This window comes from Streptomyces sp. NPDC001515, from assembly GCF_053597115.1.
In genome coordinates this window covers 54764-68874 of record NZ_JBSFHN010000032.1, presented here as the reverse complement: position 1 = coordinate 68874, position 14111 = coordinate 54764, and the positions used below count along the sequence as shown (strand labels likewise).

The 14111-nt window shown below is 74.7% G+C and carries 15 protein-coding genes; 8 read left to right on the top strand and 7 right to left on the bottom strand.

Features of this window, described 5'->3' with window-relative positions:
• The first annotated feature begins 99 nt into the window (after window positions 1-99).
• The 3 genes from ACWCXC_RS28805 to ACWCXC_RS28795 are packed head-to-tail and all read left to right on the top strand — an operon-like array spanning window position 100 to window position 2469.
• Complete coding sequence (locus ACWCXC_RS28805) at window positions 100-345, top strand: hypothetical protein (protein WP_450890952.1); 246 nt, start codon at window positions 100-102, stop codon at window positions 343-345.
• On the top strand, window positions 342-1553 hold the full coding sequence (locus ACWCXC_RS28800) for a cupin domain-containing protein (RefSeq protein ID WP_450890951.1): 1212 nt from the start codon (window positions 342-344) through the stop codon (window positions 1551-1553). Before ACWCXC_RS28805 ends, ACWCXC_RS28800 begins: the two co-directional genes overlap by 4 nt.
• A gap of 19 nt (window positions 1554-1572) precedes the next feature.
• Window positions 1573-2469 carry a sucrase ferredoxin gene (locus tag ACWCXC_RS28795; protein WP_450684386.1) on the top strand — a complete coding sequence of 299 codons (897 nt, stop codon included), beginning with the start codon at window positions 1573-1575 and terminating at the stop codon, window positions 2467-2469.
• A gap of 75 nt (window positions 2470-2544) precedes the next feature.
• On the opposite strand, the gene aceB is transcribed toward ACWCXC_RS28795, so the two are convergent.
• Together aceB and ACWCXC_RS28785 are read right to left on the bottom strand one after the other, a co-directional pair.
• Window positions 2545-4164 (bottom strand): malate synthase A, encoded by a 1620-nt coding sequence (gene aceB / locus ACWCXC_RS28790; protein WP_450890950.1) that lies wholly within the window; start codon window positions 4162-4164, stop codon window positions 2545-2547.
• Between the two features lie 233 nt (window positions 4165-4397).
• Window positions 4398-4967, bottom strand: a complete 570-nt coding sequence (locus tag ACWCXC_RS28785) for a nucleotidyltransferase family protein (protein WP_450684416.1) — start codon at window positions 4965-4967, stop codon at window positions 4398-4400.
• Window positions 4968-5287: 320 nt separating this feature from the next.
• Between ACWCXC_RS28785 and ACWCXC_RS28780 the strand changes: the two genes are divergently transcribed.
• Window positions 5288-5587: a DUF5955 family protein gene (locus ACWCXC_RS28780; protein ID WP_450684415.1), complete on the top strand. Its 300-nt coding sequence runs from the start codon at window positions 5288-5290 to the stop codon at window positions 5585-5587.
• 30 nt (window positions 5588-5617) lie between these two features.
• Here the strand turns inward: ACWCXC_RS28780 and ACWCXC_RS28775 are convergent, their stop codons facing one another.
• Together ACWCXC_RS28775 and ACWCXC_RS28770 are read right to left on the bottom strand one after the other, a co-directional pair.
• Entirely contained in the window at window positions 5618-6250 is a 633-nt protein-coding gene (locus ACWCXC_RS28775; protein ID WP_450684384.1) for a response regulator, read from the bottom strand.
• Window positions 6247-7449: a sensor histidine kinase gene (locus ACWCXC_RS28770; RefSeq protein ID WP_450684383.1), complete on the bottom strand. Its 1203-nt coding sequence runs from the start codon at window positions 7447-7449 to the stop codon at window positions 6247-6249. The genes ACWCXC_RS28775 and ACWCXC_RS28770 overlap by 4 nt, the downstream gene beginning before the upstream one ends.
• Before the next feature lie 110 nt (window positions 7450-7559).
• Here ACWCXC_RS28770 and ACWCXC_RS28765 point away from each other — a divergent pair, with 110 nt between their 5' ends.
• Both ACWCXC_RS28765 and ACWCXC_RS28760 read left to right on the top strand, forming a co-directional pair.
• Window positions 7560-8651, top strand: coding sequence for an ABC transporter permease (locus ACWCXC_RS28765; protein ID WP_450684382.1), 1092 nt, complete (start codon window positions 7560-7562; stop codon window positions 8649-8651).
• Window positions 8648-9328, top strand: a complete 681-nt coding sequence (locus tag ACWCXC_RS28760) for an ABC transporter ATP-binding protein (RefSeq protein WP_450890949.1) — start codon at window positions 8648-8650, stop codon at window positions 9326-9328. The genes ACWCXC_RS28765 and ACWCXC_RS28760 overlap by 4 nt, the downstream gene beginning before the upstream one ends.
• A gap of 21 nt (window positions 9329-9349) precedes the next feature.
• On the opposite strand, the gene ACWCXC_RS28755 is transcribed toward ACWCXC_RS28760, so the two are convergent.
• Window positions 9350-10150, bottom strand: coding sequence for an IclR family transcriptional regulator (locus tag ACWCXC_RS28755; RefSeq protein ID WP_450684380.1), 801 nt, complete (start codon window positions 10148-10150; stop codon window positions 9350-9352).
• A gap of 339 nt (window positions 10151-10489) precedes the next feature.
• Here ACWCXC_RS28755 and allB point away from each other — a divergent pair, with 339 nt between their 5' ends.
• Window positions 10490-11833, top strand: coding sequence for an allantoinase AllB (gene allB / locus ACWCXC_RS28750; protein ID WP_450684379.1), 1344 nt, complete (start codon window positions 10490-10492; stop codon window positions 11831-11833).
• A gap of 82 nt (window positions 11834-11915) precedes the next feature.
• Here the strand turns inward: allB and ACWCXC_RS28745 are convergent, their stop codons facing one another.
• Window positions 11916-12662 (bottom strand): SDR family NAD(P)-dependent oxidoreductase, encoded by a 747-nt coding sequence (locus tag ACWCXC_RS28745; RefSeq protein ID WP_450684378.1) that lies wholly within the window; start codon window positions 12660-12662, stop codon window positions 11916-11918.
• A gap of 191 nt (window positions 12663-12853) precedes the next feature.
• Between ACWCXC_RS28745 and ACWCXC_RS28740 the strand changes: the two genes are divergently transcribed.
• Window positions 12854-13777 carry a DMT family transporter gene (locus tag ACWCXC_RS28740; RefSeq protein WP_450684377.1) on the top strand — a complete coding sequence of 308 codons (924 nt, stop codon included), beginning with the start codon at window positions 12854-12856 and terminating at the stop codon, window positions 13775-13777.
• Here the strand turns inward: ACWCXC_RS28740 and ACWCXC_RS28735 are convergent.
• On the bottom strand, window positions 13767-14030 hold the full coding sequence (locus ACWCXC_RS28735) for a hypothetical protein (protein ID WP_450684376.1): 264 nt from the start codon (window positions 14028-14030) through the stop codon (window positions 13767-13769). The genes ACWCXC_RS28740 and ACWCXC_RS28735 overlap by 11 nt on opposite strands.
• Window positions 14031-14111: the final 81 nt, after the last annotated feature.

The following is a 14111-nucleotide window of genomic DNA, read 5'->3' as shown; positions in this document are numbered from 1 at the left end:
AAGCGTTACGGTGGGGACGGCGGTGTCCGAGGGCGCCGCCGTGCCTGACGACCGGTCCCGGTACGCGGGTCCGGTTCCGTTCGATGCGCGGGAGGACTCATGACCAGCCCCGAGCAGGACCCGAACCAGCAGGAAGGCCCCGCCGACGGTGGTGCGGAGGGCACCCCCGGCGTGCACGACGGCGGCGCGGACGGCGGTGCCGATGGCGGCGCGGACGGTGGTGCGGACGGTGGTGCCGATGGCGGGGCGGACGGCGGCGCGGACGGTGGTGCGGACGGTGGTGCCGATGGTGGTGCGGACGGTGGCGCCGACGGCGGTGCGAGTTCGGCCGGCGCCGCTTCTTGAGGCCCACCACGACCGGGACCGTCGAGCCCCGGACCGCCGACGCGGCGCCCGGGGTCCTGGAGACCCGGCTGACGCCCGGCCTGAGCCGCGAGGAGTTCGCCCGTGACATCTGGGCGCGCCGCGCGCTGCTCACCCGCCGCGCCGACGACTTCTCCGACCTGCTCACCGCCCGCGCCGTCGACGAACTGGTCGCACGGCGCGGGCTGCGCACCCCGTTCCTCCGGGTCGCGAAGAACGGCACCACCCTCCCCGACACGGCGTTCACCGCCCCGGCGGGCGTCGGCGCCACCATCGGCGACCAGGTCGACGACACCGCGCTGTGGCGGGAGTTCGCGGACGGCGCCACCCTCGTCCTCCAGGCCCTCCACCGCACCTGGGCCCCCGTGGGGGACCTCGTCACCGCGCTCGGCACCGAACTGGGCCATCCGGTGCAGGCCAACGCCTACATCACCCCGCCGCAGAACCGGGGCTTCGCCGCCCACTACGACGTCCACGACGTCTTCGTCCTCCAGACCGAGGGCACCAAACGCTGGACCGTCCACCCGCCGGTGCACCCCGACCCGCTGCGCGACCAGCCGTGGAACGACCACTGCCGGGCGGTCGCGGAGGCGGCGCGGCGCGAACCGTACCTGGACACCGTCCTCGCCCCCGGTGACGTTCTCTACCTGCCGCGCGGCTGGCTGCACGCCGCCGAGGCGCAGGGCGAGATCTCGATCCATCTGACGCTCGGCGTCCACGTCTGGACCAGGTACGCCGTGGCCGAACAGCTCGTCCAGGACGCGCTCGCCGCCCTGCGGGAGGACCCCTGGGCGCGCGGCACCCTGCCGCTGGGCACGGACGGCCCGGACGACGAGACGGACCGGGTCCGCGCCCGGCTCCTCGCGGCCCTCACCGACGCGGACCCGGCGCCCCGCTTCCACCGTGCCCGGCGCGCGCAGGCCCGCCCCGCACCGCTCGGACCGCTGGCCCAGTACGCCGCCGCCCGGGACCTCGCCGCCACCACCCCCGTACGGCTTCGCGCGGCCCTGGACGCCCGGCTGGAGGGGGCGCGCCTGGTCACCCGCGTCTGCGCGCTCGACCTCCCGGAGAACGACGTCCCGGCCGTGGCCCGACTCCTCGCGGGCGGGGTGCGCACCGCCGGGGACCTGGGCCTCGCCTGCGCCGGACGGCTGCTGCGTGCGGGCGTGCTCGTGCCCGCCCGGCCGTGACCCGGCCCCGGAGACCCGAATGACCGGTCCCGGCCGCTTCTTCTGCGCCCAGGCCGCCCGCGCCCGGGGCGACGCCCTCGCGGGCACGGCGCCGCCCGGCGACACCTGGGTGCTCGTCGAGTACCCGGGCGCCTGGCCCGCGAACGGCTTCGACGGTCTGGCCCTGGCCGAGGGCCCCGGGGCCGTCCTCCTGGACGCCGCCCGCGCCGTGCGCGCCCGGGTGCTGCTGATCCGGCGGCACGGACGCCGCCGCCCCGGAGGGCCCCGCCGCTGGGCCGTCCTGCGGTACGACGCCACCGGCGCCCACCGCCAGCACTGGGGCACCTGGGAACACGAGGCGGATCTGGTCCGGGCCGCCGCCGCGCTCGCCGCCCCCGGGGAGACCGGCCGTCCGCCCGTCGTCCTCGTCTGCGCCCACGGCCGCCACGACGCCTGCTGCGCCGTACGCGGCCGGCCCGTGGCGGCGGCCCTCGCCGCGTACTGGCCCGAACTGGTCTGGGAGTGCTCCCATGTGGGCGGCGACCGGTTCGCGGCCAACGTTCTCGTCGCCCCGGACGGTGTCTACTACGGCGGACTCGACGCCGTCTCCGCCGTCGCGGTGGTCGAGCAGCACCTCGCCGACCGCGTGCACGCCCGCCATCTGCGCGGCTACACCGACCTGAACGCCCCCCAGCAGGCCGCCGTCGCCGCCCTCCTCGCCCGGATCGGCCCGGCCGGCCGCCACGACTACACCGTCACCGGCACCACCCGGGCCGGGCCCCACTGGCTGGTCAGCGTCACCGGCCCGCCCCCCTACCCGGTGACGTACGTCGTCGAGGTGCGCGCCCATCGCGCGCCGCCCCACCGCCTCACCTGCAACGGGCCGCCCACCGGCGCGGCCCTCGTCCACGAGGCCGTCTCGATCCGCGTCGGCTGAGCCGCCCCGCGCGACGTCGACGCCCCCGCCCCCGGAACCGTGCCGGGGGCGGGGGCGTCGCGGAGCGATACGAGGTCAGCGCAGCCGCTCGTACGCCGGCAGCGTCAGGAAGTCCGCATAGTCCTCGTCCAGGGAAACCTGGAGCAGCAGGTCGTGGGCCTCCTGCCAGCGGCCCGCGGCGAAGGCCTCCTCGCCGGTCTCCGCGCGGATCGCGGCCAGTTCCTCGGCGGCGACCTCGCGGGCCAGCTCCGCCGTGGCGTGCTCGCCGTTCTCGAAGACCACGTCCGCGTTGATCCACTGCCAGATCTGCGAGCGCGAGATCTCGGCGGTGGCCGCGTCCTCCATCAGGTTGAAGATGGCGACCGCGCCCATGCCGCGCAGCCATGCCTCGATGTAGCGGATGCCGACCGCGACGGCGTTGCGCAGCCCCTCGTACGTGGGCCTGGCGTCCAGGGTGTCCACGGCGATCAGATCGCCGGCCGCCACCGAGACGTCCTCGCGCAGCCGCTCCTTCTGGTTCGGCTTCTCGCCGAGGACCGCGTCGAAGGAGGCCATGGCGATCGGGACCAGGTCGGGGTGGGCGACCCAGGAGCCGTCGAAGCCGTCGTTCGCCTCGCGGTCCTTGTCGGCCTTGACCTTCTCGAAGGCGACCTTGTTGACCTCCGCGTCGCGCCGGGACGGGATGAAGGCGGCCATGCCGCCGATCGCGTGGGCGCCGCGCTTGTGGCAGGTGCGGACCAGGAGTTCGGTGTACGCCCGCATGAACGGGGCGGTCATCGTCACCGCGTTGCGGTCCGGCAGGACGAACTTGGCGCCGCCGTCACGGAAGTTCTTCACGATGGAGAAAAGGTAGTCCCAGCGGCCCGCGTTCAGCCCGGAGGCGTGGTCGCGCAGTTCGTAGAGGATCTCCTCCATCTCGTACGCGGCGGTGATGGTCTCGATCAGGACCGTGGCGCGGACGGTGCCCCGGGGGATGCCCAGCTCGTCCTGGGCGAAGACGAAGACGTCGTTCCAGAGGCGGGCCTCCAGGTGCGACTCGGTCTTCGGCAGGTAGAAGTACGGGCCCTTGCCGAGGTCGATCAGGCGCTGGGCGTTGTGGAAGAAGTACAGCCCGAAGTCGACGAGGGCGCCGGGCACCGGGGTGCCGTCGAGCTGGAGGTGGCGCTCGTCCAGGTGCCAGCCCCGGGGCCGGGTGACGACGGTCGCCAGCTCCTCGGCGGGCTTCAGCGCGTACGACTTGCCGGACCTGGGGTCCGTGAAGTCGATCGAGCGGTTGTACGCGTCCATCAGGTTGAGCTGGCCGAGGACGACGTTCTCCCAGGTGGGGGCGGAGGCGTCCTCGAAGTCGGCGAGCCAGACCCGCGCGCCCGAGTTCAGCGCGTTGATGGTCATCTTGCGGTCGGTCGGACCGGTGATCTCCACCCGGCGGTCGTTGAGCGCGGCCGGGGCCGGGGCGACCTTCCAGGAGTCGTCCGCGCGGATCGCGGCCGTCTCGGGCAGGAAGTCCAGCGTGGAGGTGCGGGCGATCTCGGCGCGGCGCTCGGCGCGGCGGGCGAGCAGCTCGTCGCGCCGGGGCGTGAACCGCCGGTGCAGCGCGGCCACGAAGGCGAGGGCCGCGGGGGTCAGGACCTCGTCCTGCCGGGGCAGGGGCTCGGCATCGACGATGGCCAGCGAGGACGGCGCTGGTGCGGACATGAGCGGTCACTCCTTCAGCGGGCGGTGCGGGCGACGTGTCACGGCCGCCGGGTCGCCCGAAACGGCACGGGGTGCCAGGGCTCCGGGATACGGCTGCGGTCGCCTTCTGAGGTGCAGAGGGCTTCTGACCAGTGGATAGTAGTTTCCTCATGGTGGAAGTTCAATGTTTTGTTGATGTCGAGATTCTCCGGGTCGACAGAACCTGGCACTCCTGGCGCGGTGTGCCGGGACGCTCACTCCAGGTGCGCGAGGTCCGCCTCCGTGTCGATGTCGTACGCCTGCGCCACATCGGAACACTCGACGAGCGTGAGCGCATCGCGGTGCTCCCGCAGATACGCCCGCGCGCCCCGGTCGCCCGTCGCCCCCGCCGCGACGTCCGCCCACCGGTCCGCCCCGAACAGCACCGGATGGCCCCGCTCGCCCCCGTACGACGCCGCCGCCAGACTCGACCGCGAGCGGTACGCCGCCCGGACCCGCGCCACCGCCTCCGCGCCGATCCCGGGCTGGTCGACCAGCAGCACCAGCGCCGCGTCGGCCCCCGAGCCGGCCAGCCCGGCCAGCCCCGCCCGCAGCGACGAGCCCATCCCCCCGGTCCACTCCGGGTTGACGTCCACCGCGCAGCCGGCGAGGTCCGCCCGCGCCCGCACCTCCTGGGCCGCCGCGCCCAGCACCACATGCACCGGGCCGCAGCCGCCCGCCCGCAGCACGTCCACCGCGCGGTCGACCAGCAGCCGGCCGCGATGCTCCAGCAGGGCCTTGGGACGTCCGCCCAGCCTGCGTCCGCCGCCCGCCGCGAGCAGCAGCCCGGCGACGAGGCGGGCGGGGGCCGCGGGGGAGGCGGAGGCGGAGGCCGGGGCGGGGGTGCGCGGTGTGCGAGTCATGCCGTCTGGATACCGCAGAGCGACCGCCCGCGCACGGGCCGGGGCGCACCGGGCACCCGTGTCCGCGCGCCGGACACTCCGAGTTCGGTCCGCGGAGTGGCGCCCGGCACCTTTCATGGCGTTAACTTGCCCGCACCCCCGGACACTTGACCACGGTCCGGGAACCGCCGGACACACCGGCACAAGATCGATCGACACACCGGCACGCGGACGTGCGAGGGGGAGTTGCTTTGGTGAAGAGCGTGGGCCAGGCGCGGCTGACCGGGGTCGAGGACCCGAGGGTGACGGAGCTGCGCACGGCCGTGGCCCGGCTCCGCAGGGAACTGGCCGGACATCCCGCGGAGTTCCCCGACCGCGCCGTCGCCGAGGACGAACTCGCGGCCCTGGACGCGATGGCGGCGCGCGGCGTGCCCGAGATCCCCCGGCTCCGCCGTTCGCTGCTGCTGATCGCGAGCGCGATCGGCTCGGTCAGCGCCCTGGCCTCGGCCCTGCGGGACGTACGCGTCGCGGTCGACCTCTTCGGCGAGCCGCCGCGCCGCTGAACGTCCCCCGCGGTGACGGCCCCCCCGGTCTCAGCGCCGGATCAGCCGCCGCGCCCTCGCCGCCGCCACGGCCGCCGTGCGCGAGTCCACGCCCAGCTTCGCGTAGATGTGGACCAGATGGGACTTGACGGTGGCCTGGCTGAGGAAGAGCCGCTTGCTGATCTGGAGGTTCGACAACCCCTCGCCGACCAGCCGCACCACCTCCAGCTCGCGTTTGGTGAGCGCCTGCGCCGGGGTCCGCATCCGGTCCATCAGCCGGTGCGCCACCTCCGGGGCCAGCGCCGAGCGGCCGGCCGCCGCCGTGCGCACGGCCGTCGCCAGCTCCTCCGGCGGGGCGTCCTTGAGCAGATAGCCCGCCGCGCCCGCCTCCACCGCCGCGAGGATGTCCGCGTCGCTGTCGTACGTCGTCAGGATCAGCACCCGGGGCGCGTCCGGCGCCGCCGTGATCGCCGCCGTCGCCTCGGAACCGTGCATTCCCCCACCGAACTGAAGATCCATGAGGACGACGTCCACCCCGCCCGCCGCGGCCAGGGACACCGCCTCCTCGGCGGTGGCGGCCTCGGCGACGACCCGGAAGTCCGGTTCGGTGTCGAGGACGGCGCGCAGCCCCGCCCGGACCACCGGATGGTCGTCGGCCAGCAGCAGCCGGACCGGCGCGCTCATGCCGCGTCCCGTCCCGCCGCGCCCTCGGGCAACGGCAGCGTCAGGGCGACCGCCGTGCCCTGCCCCGGGGCCGATTCGACACTCAGCGTGCCGCCCAGCGACCGCGCCCGGGAACGCATCGCCGGCAGCCCGAAGCCGCCCGTTCCCGACTCCGCGCCCGGCGCGCCCGCGTCCGTGAAGCCCCGGCCGTCGTCGACCACGTCCAGCGAGACCGAGGTGTCCATGTAACTGAGGGTGATCTCCGCCCGCCGCGCCTCCGCGTGCCGCACGGTGTTGGCCAGCGCCGACTGCGCGGTCCGCAGCAGCGCCACCTCGTAGGGCGTGGGCAGCTCCACGGGCGTGCCGCTCACGGCGAACTGCACGGTCAGCCCCGGAGCGGTGGTGCGGGCCGAGAGCCGCTCCAGCGCGGCGGCCAGCGAGCCGTTCGCCAGATCGGGCGGGGTCAGCGCGCGGACGAAGCGGCGGGCCTCGGCCAGATTCTCCTGGGCGGCCTCCCGGGCCCGGCGGACATGGCCGGTGGCCGGGGCGTCCCGGGGCAAGGTCCGCTCGGCGGCGCGCAGCAGCAGCTGGATGCTGGACAGGCCCTGGGCGAGGGTGTCGTGGATCTCCCGGGCGAGCCGTTCGCGCTCGGCGAGCGTTCCGGCGGTGCGCTCGGCCTCGGCCAGCTCCGCCCGGGTCGAGACCAGCTCCTCGATCAGCTCGCGCCGCCGCTCGCTCTCCCGGAACAGCGCGTCGTAACCGAGCACCGTGGCCACCGCGACCGCGCCGCCGAGCAGCGGACCGATGAACGTGCCCGGGGTGACGGCCGCTCCGTGCAGCAGGAAACCGGCGATGGCCGCCCCCGCCGTCACCAGCACGGCCGGCACGCTCCAGCGCACCGGCAGCAGATGCAGCTGGAGGAAGTACAGCGGGAACGCCACCCACAGCGCGTCCGGCGACAGCGCCAGCAGCGCCACCCAGAGCGCCCCCAGCGCCCCCAGCCACACCGCGCCCGCCCGGGTCAGCGGCCGCACGGCGGGGGCGAGCGCGCCCGCCGCGTACACCGCCGCGAGCACGGCGGCCACCGCCACGGCCGCCCCCGCGTACGGGATCCCGTCGCCCACCGCCTTGACGACCGTGAGCGCCAGCAGCCCCAGCAGCAGGGCGTGCAGACAGAGCCGCAGCGCGGCGGCGACCGGGGGGTGGGGGCGGATTTCCATGATGCGTCCAGCGTAAGCGGGGTCTGCCCGGGGCCGGTCAATCGAAAGGTTGATGTCGGTACCGGCCCGCGGGCGATGCCCCGGACGGGGCGGAGGCCGAGGCTGGAGCCATGTTCGTCGCATGGAGAGATCTTCGGTTCGCCAAGGGGCGGTTCGCGCTGATGGGCACGGTGGTCGTCCTGATCACCCTGCTCGTGGGGCTGCTGTCCGGGCTCACGGCCGGGCTGGCCCGGGAGAACACCTCGGCCGTCACCGGGCTGGACGCCGACCACCTGGCCTTCGCCGCGCCGCCCGACGGCCGCGCGGTGTCCTTCACCGATTCCACGGTCCGGGAGGACGCCTGGCGGAGCTGGGCCACGATCCCCGGGGTCGAGGCCGCGCAGCCCCTGGGGATCCGCACCCTGAACGCCGCCGCCGTCCAGGGGGAGCGGACGGCGGCCGTGTCGGCGTTCGGCGTCGAGCCCGCGGGCACCCTGGCCCCGCCCGGCACGCCGGTCGCCCCGGGACGGGTCGTCGTCACCACGTCCGCCGCCGACGACCTCGGGGTCGGGACCGGCGACCGGCTGCGGCTCGGCTCCACCGAGGTCACCGTCGCGGCGGTCGCCGGGGACGCCTCGTACAGCCATACGCCGGTCGTGTGGACCTCGCTCGCCGACTGGCAGCGGTTCGGCGGCGACGGCGCCGGCGGCCCGGCGCACGCCACCGTCATCGCCCTGACCACCGACGGCGGCGCCGATCTCGCCGCCGGGGACCGGGCGGCGGGCACCAGCACCCGCACCCTGGACGACTCCCTCACCGCCATCGGCTCCTACCAGGCGGAGAACGGCTCCCTGCAACTGATGCGCGGCTTCCTCTTCGCCATCTCCGCCCTGGTCATCGGCGCCTTCTTCACCGTCTGGACGATCCAGCGCGGCGCCGACGTCGCCGTCCTCAAGGCCCTGGGCGCCGGGACCCCCTACCTGCTGCGGGACGCGCTCGGCCAGGCCGTGGTGATGCTGGTCGCCGGTACGGGGCTGGGAGCCGGGCTCGCCTGGGGCATCGGCACCCTGATCGGCGGCGGCGCCGTGCCCTTCGTCCTCGACGCGGCCACCGTGCTCGTCCCCTCGGCCGTGATGATCGCCCTCGGCGCGATCGGCGCGGCCCTCTCCGTCCGGCGGATCACCGCCGTCGACCCGCTCACCGCCCTCGGAAGTGCCCGATGACCCTCACGCTGACCGATGTCACCCTCACCTACCCCGACGGGGACGGACTGGTCACCGCCCTGGACCGGGTCCGCCTCGACGTGCCCGCCGGCACGCTCACCGCGGTCGTCGGCCCCTCCGGCTCCGGCAAGTCCAGTCTGCTGGCGGTCGCCGCCACCCTGGTCACCCCGGACTCCGGCTCTGTCGTCGTGGACGGGACGCCGACCGCCGGGCTCGGCCGCGCGGAGAAGGCGGCGCTGCGCCGGGAGCGGATCGGCATCGTCTTCCAGCAGCCCAATCTGCTGCCCTCGCTGACCGCCGCGGAGCAACTCCAGGTCATGCGGCATCTGTCGGGCGGTTCGGCCCGGGCGGCGCGGGCCCGTGCGCGCGATCTGCTCGACGCCGTCGACCTCGGGGCGCAGGCGGGCCGCAGGCCCCATCAGCTCTCGGGCGGGCAGCGCCAGCGGGTCGCCATCGCGCGGGCGCTGATGAACGAGCCCTCGGTCCTGCTCGTCGACGAGCCGACCAGCGCCCTGGACCACGAACGCGGGGCGGCGGTGCTGGACCTGCTCGTCACGCTGACCCGGGAGCGCGCCACGGCGACCGTGCTGGTCACCCACGACCGGACGCATCTGGACCGGGTGGACCGTACGGTCACGATGCGGGACGGCGGACTGACCGAGGCGGCCCTGGCCTGAGGGAGGGCCGCCCGGCCGGGGTCAGTGCGCGGAACCGCTGCCGGCCAGCGCCTCGGAGAGGTCCTTCGCGGCCTGCTGGAGGATCGGCACGATCTGCTCGGTGGCCGCCTCGGTGACCCGTCCCGCCGGGCCGGAGATCGAGATCGCCGCCGAGGTGGGGGAGTCGGGGACGGGGACGGCCAGGCACCGGACCCCTATCTCCTGCTCGTTGTCGTCCACCGCGTACCCCGTGCGGCGGACCTGTTCCAGCGCGTCCAGGAAACCGTCCGGGGTGGTGATCGTCTTCTCGGTGGCGGCCGGCATGCCGGTGCGCGCGAGCAGCGCCCGCACCTCGTCCGCCGGGGCGTGCGCGAGGAGCGCCTTGCCGACGCCCGTGGAGTGCGGCAGCACCCGCCGGCCCACCTCGGTGAACATGCGCATCGAGTGCTTGGACGGCACCTGGGCGACGTACACCACCTCGTCGCCGTCGAGCAGCGCCATATTGGCGGTCTCGCCGGTCTCCTCGACCAGCCGGGCCAGATACGGGCGGGCCCAGGTGCCCAGCAGCCGTGAGGCGGACTCGCCCAGGCGGATCAGCCGGGGGCCCAGCGCATAGCGGCGGTTGGGCTGCTGGCGGACGTAACCGCACAGGACCAGGGTGCGCATCAGACGGTGGATCGTGGGCAGCGGCAGTCCGCTGCTCGCGGAGAGTTCGCTCAGTCCGACCTCGCCCCCCGCGTCGGCCATCCGCTCCAGCAGATCGAAGGCGCGCTCCAGGGACTGCACACCGCCGCTGGAACCGGCGGGCTTGGAGTCGGAAGTGCTGGCGTGGGACGACGGCACGTCAACGGTCCTTTCGATACGGAGGAGCAAGGCAGCAGCCTACCGGGCACCCGGCGATCGGCCCACTGCCGCGGAGGGCGCCGTCCTGGCCGGTCAGGGCGCGTTTGTCCGGGTCTCCCGGCTCCGGGGCCGGCCCCGGGGGGTCCCGGCTCCGGCTCTTTCTACGTTCCGCACTCCGAAAGAATACTTTTACTTTGTGGAAACCTCTAGCCGGTGCGCGGGGTGATCGGATGGGTGGCGGCGCGGTGGGCGGAGGTCTTGACGGGGCACGGTCGCGCCGCAAGACTCCTGCCCGGTCGACTTCAACAATTCGTTGAATTCCTGGAGTAGGGAGTACGGGTGCCCGGTACGGACGTGAAACTGGTTCTGCGCTCGACGCGCGTCGTCACCCCCGAGGGCACCCGCCCCGCCTCGGTGCACTGCGCCGGCGGGACGATCGACGCCGTCCTGCCGTACGACGCGGGCGTACCGGACGGGGCCGCCGTCGAGGACTTCGGCGACGACGTCCTGCTGCCCGGTCTCGTGGACACGCACGTCCACGTCAACGACCCCGGACGCACGGAGTGGGAGGGGTTCCACACCGCCACCCGCGCGGCCGCCGCCGGCGGCATCACCACCCTGCTCGACATGCCGCTCAACTCGCTGCCGCCGACCACCACGGTCGAGCACCTGCGGGTCAAGCAGCGGGTGGCCGCGCCCAAGGCCCATGTGGACACCGGCTTCTGGGGCGGGGCCATCCCCTCCAACACCAAGGACCTGCGACCCCTGCACGAGGCCGGGGTCTTCGGCTTCAAGTGCTTCCTCTCGCCCTCCGGCGTCGAGGAGTTCCCCGAACTGGACCAGGAGCGACTGGCCCGCGCGATGGCCGAGATCACCGGCTTCGGGGGGCTGCTCATCGTGCACGCGGAGGACCCCCGCCATCTGGCCTCGGCCCCCCAGCAGAGCGGTCCGGCGTACGCGGACTTCCTCGCCTCCCGGCCGCGCGACGCCGAGAACACCGCTATCGAGGGGCTCATCGCCCACGCGAAGCGGCTGGACGCCCGCGTCCACGTCCTGCACCTGTCCTCGGCCGACGCGCTGCCGCTCATCGCCGCCGCCAAACGCGAGGGCGTCCGCGTCACCGTCGAGTCCTGCCCGCACTTCCTCACCCTGACCGCCGAGGAAGTCCCCGACGGCGCCACCGAGTTCAAGTGCTGCCCGCCGATCCGCGAGGCCGCCAACCAGGACGTGCTCTGGCAGGGTCTGGCCGACGGCACCATCGACTGCATCGTCTCCGACCACTCGCCGTGCACGACCGATCTGAAGACCCCGGACTTCGCCTCCGCCTGGGGCGGCATCTCCTCCCTCCAGCTCGGCCTGCCCGCCATCTGGACCGAGGCCCGCCGGCGCGGCCACACACTGGACGACGTCGCCCGCTGGATGTCGGCCGCCCCCGCCGCCCTCGCCGGGCTGACCGCCAAGGGCGCCGTCGAGGCGGGCCGCGACGCCGACTTCGCCGTCCTGGACCCCGACGCCGCCTTCACCGTCGACCCCGCCGCGCTCCACCACCGCAATCAGGTCACCGCGTACGCCGGGCGCACCCTGTACGGCGTGGTGCGCTCCACGTGGCTGCGCGGAGTCCGCATCGCGTCCGGGGGCACGGTCGGCGCCCCCACCGGCCGGCTCCTCGAACGCACCCGCTGACGACGGCGGAGGGCGGTCCGGGGCGCGGAGGCCCCGGGGCGCGGACCCTGTGCCCGCCCCGGGGCCCCGGCCGGCCCGTGGTTCAGGCCGCGTGGCCGCCGTCCACCGCCAGTTCGGTGCCGGTGATGTACGCAGCCTCGGCCCCGGCCAGATAGGCGATCAGTCCGGCGACCTCCTCCGTCCTGCCGAACCGGTCGAGCGCGTTCGCCGCGCGCTGCCCTGCGGCGAACGGGCCGTCGGCCGGATTCATGTCGGTGTCCACCGCCCCGGCCTGAACCAGGTTCACGGTGATCCCGCGCGGGCCCAGTTCGCGCGCGAGCGGCTTGGTCAGCCCGGCCAGGGCCGACTTGCTCATCGCGTACAGCGTGGCGCCCGGCCCGCCGGCGTACCGGCTCAGGGCCGTGCCGACGGAGATGATGCGACCGCCGTCCTCCATCACCCCGGCCGCCGCCCGGCAGGCCAGGAAGACCGCGCGTACGTTGACGGCGAGGACCCGGTCCACGTCCGCGTCCGTGAGGTCCGCGATCGGGCCGAGGACCCCGATGCCCGCGTTGTTCACCAGGACGTCGAGCCGGCCGAAGTCCTCGGCCACCCGGTGCACGGCCGCCGGGACCGCCTCCGGGTCGGCGGCGTCCGCGCGCAGGGCGACGGCCCGGCGGCCGGTCGCCCCGATCCTGCGGACCACCTCGTCGGCGGCGTCCTTGTCGTGCACATAGGTGAGCGCCACATCGACGCCGTCCCGGGCGAGCCGGAGCGCCGTCGCGGCCCCGATGCCCCGGCTGCCGCCGGTGACGAGCGCGGTGCGGCGGGTGCTGGTGAGGGTGGTCATGAGAGGGTCCCGTCCGTTGTCGTTTCCTGCTGACGGGAACCAGCAAAGTCCGTCGCGGCCCCGACCACCGGCGGGAAACGGACGCACAGTCGGGGCTCGCCAACCGGGCCGGGGCGGCGGTAGCGTGATCGTTCCGCGTGCGAGCCGGTGAGGTCTCCACACCATTCCTGTGGAGAACCAGGAGAACCCGGGTGTCCTCTGTCGCCGTGCCCGCCCTCGCCCCCTCGCGCCGGGCCTGGACCACCGATCTGCCCGTGCTGCTCGTCGCGGTCGTCTGGGGCTCCAGCTATCTGGCCGCCAAGGGCATCACCACGCCGCAGACCGTCGTCGCCGTCCTGGTGCTGCGGTTCGCCGTCGTGCTTCCCGTGCTGGTCGCCGCCGGATGGTCCCGGCTGCGGGCGCTGACCGCCGCCCAGTGGCGCGGCGCCGGACTGCTGGGGCTGGTGCTCAGCGGGATCTTCCTGGTGGAGACGTACGGCATCGTGCACACCTCGGCCACCAACGCCGGGCTCATCATCAGCCTCACCATGATCTTCACCCCGCTCGCAGAGGCCGCCGTGACCCGCGTCCGGCCGACCGGCGCGTTCCTCGCCGCCGCCGGGCTCTCCGTCGCCGGGGTGGTGCTGCTCACCCAGGGCGGCGGCTTCACCACCCCCTCGGCGGGCGATCTGCTGATGCTGGTCGCCGCCCTCGCCCGGACCCTGCACGTCCTGCTGATGGCCCGCATCCGGTCGGTACGGGCGGCCGACTCGCTGTCCCTGACGACGGTCCAGCTCGGCAGCGCGGTCGCCGTCTTCGCCCTGCTGGCCGCCGCGCCCGGCACCGGCCCCGCCCCGTGGACGGTCGCCGCCGGATTCGGGCCGGGGGAGTGGGCCGGGCTGCTGTTCCTGGCGGTGTTCTGCACGCTCTTCGCGTTCTTCGTGCAGATGTGGTCCGTACGCCGCACCTCGCCGTCCCGCGTCAGTCTGCTGCTCGGCACCGAACCGCTCTGGGCGGCGGCCGTCGGCATCGCGCTCGGCGGCGAGCGGCTCGGCGTCCCCGGGGTCGCCGGTGCGGTCCTGGTCCTCGCCGGAACGGCGTGGGGGCGGCGCAGCGCGGACCGGCTCACTTCGTGAGCGGAGCGCCCCCGTCCTCCTCGTCCGACCCGTTCTTCCCGGCCGCCCCGTCCTCCTCGATGGCGTCCGAGGCGACCATCAGCGCCACCCCCGCCACCAGCAGCACCAGCGAGACGAACAGCCCGTGGTCGCGCAGGAACGGCAGCCGTGCCACCAGGTTGAAGAGCCGGAACCAGTCCACCCACTGATGGATCAGCCCCGCCGCACCCTGGACGAAGATCAGGAAACCGGCCGTCTCGCAGAGTCGCTTCATGCCGCCGAGCCTCGCGGACCGGCCCCGTCCGCCGCGTCGGCCGCCCGGCCGCGGACGTGCGCCGAAAGTATCCGGCCGCGC

Bases quoted from the DNA above. Each gene is read 5' to 3' on its own strand.
- ACWCXC_RS28805 (WP_450890952.1), top strand. From the start codon at position 100: ATGACCAGCCCCGAGCAGGACCCGAACCAGCAGGAAGGCCCCGCCGAC.
- ACWCXC_RS28795 (WP_450684386.1), top strand. From the start codon at position 1,573: ATGACCGGTCCCGGCCGCTTCTTCTGCGCCCAGGCCGCCCGCGCCCGG.
- aceB (WP_450890950.1), bottom strand. From the start codon at position 4,164: ATGTCCGCACCAGCGCCGTCCTCGCTGGCCATCGTCGATGCCGAGCCC.
- ACWCXC_RS28775 (WP_450684384.1), bottom strand. From the start codon at position 6,250: ATGAGCGCGCCGGTCCGGCTGCTGCTGGCCGACGACCATCCGGTGGTC.
- ACWCXC_RS28770 (WP_450684383.1), bottom strand. From the start codon at position 7,449: ATGGAAATCCGCCCCCACCCCCCGGTCGCCGCCGCGCTGCGGCTCTGT.
- ACWCXC_RS28765 (WP_450684382.1), top strand. From the start codon at position 7,560: ATGTTCGTCGCATGGAGAGATCTTCGGTTCGCCAAGGGGCGGTTCGCG.
- ACWCXC_RS28760 (WP_450890949.1), top strand. From the start codon at position 8,648: ATGACCCTCACGCTGACCGATGTCACCCTCACCTACCCCGACGGGGAC.
- ACWCXC_RS28745 (WP_450684378.1), bottom strand. From the start codon at position 12,662: ATGACCACCCTCACCAGCACCCGCCGCACCGCGCTCGTCACCGGCGGC.
- ACWCXC_RS28735 (WP_450684376.1), bottom strand. From the start codon at position 14,030: ATGAAGCGACTCTGCGAGACGGCCGGTTTCCTGATCTTCGTCCAGGGT.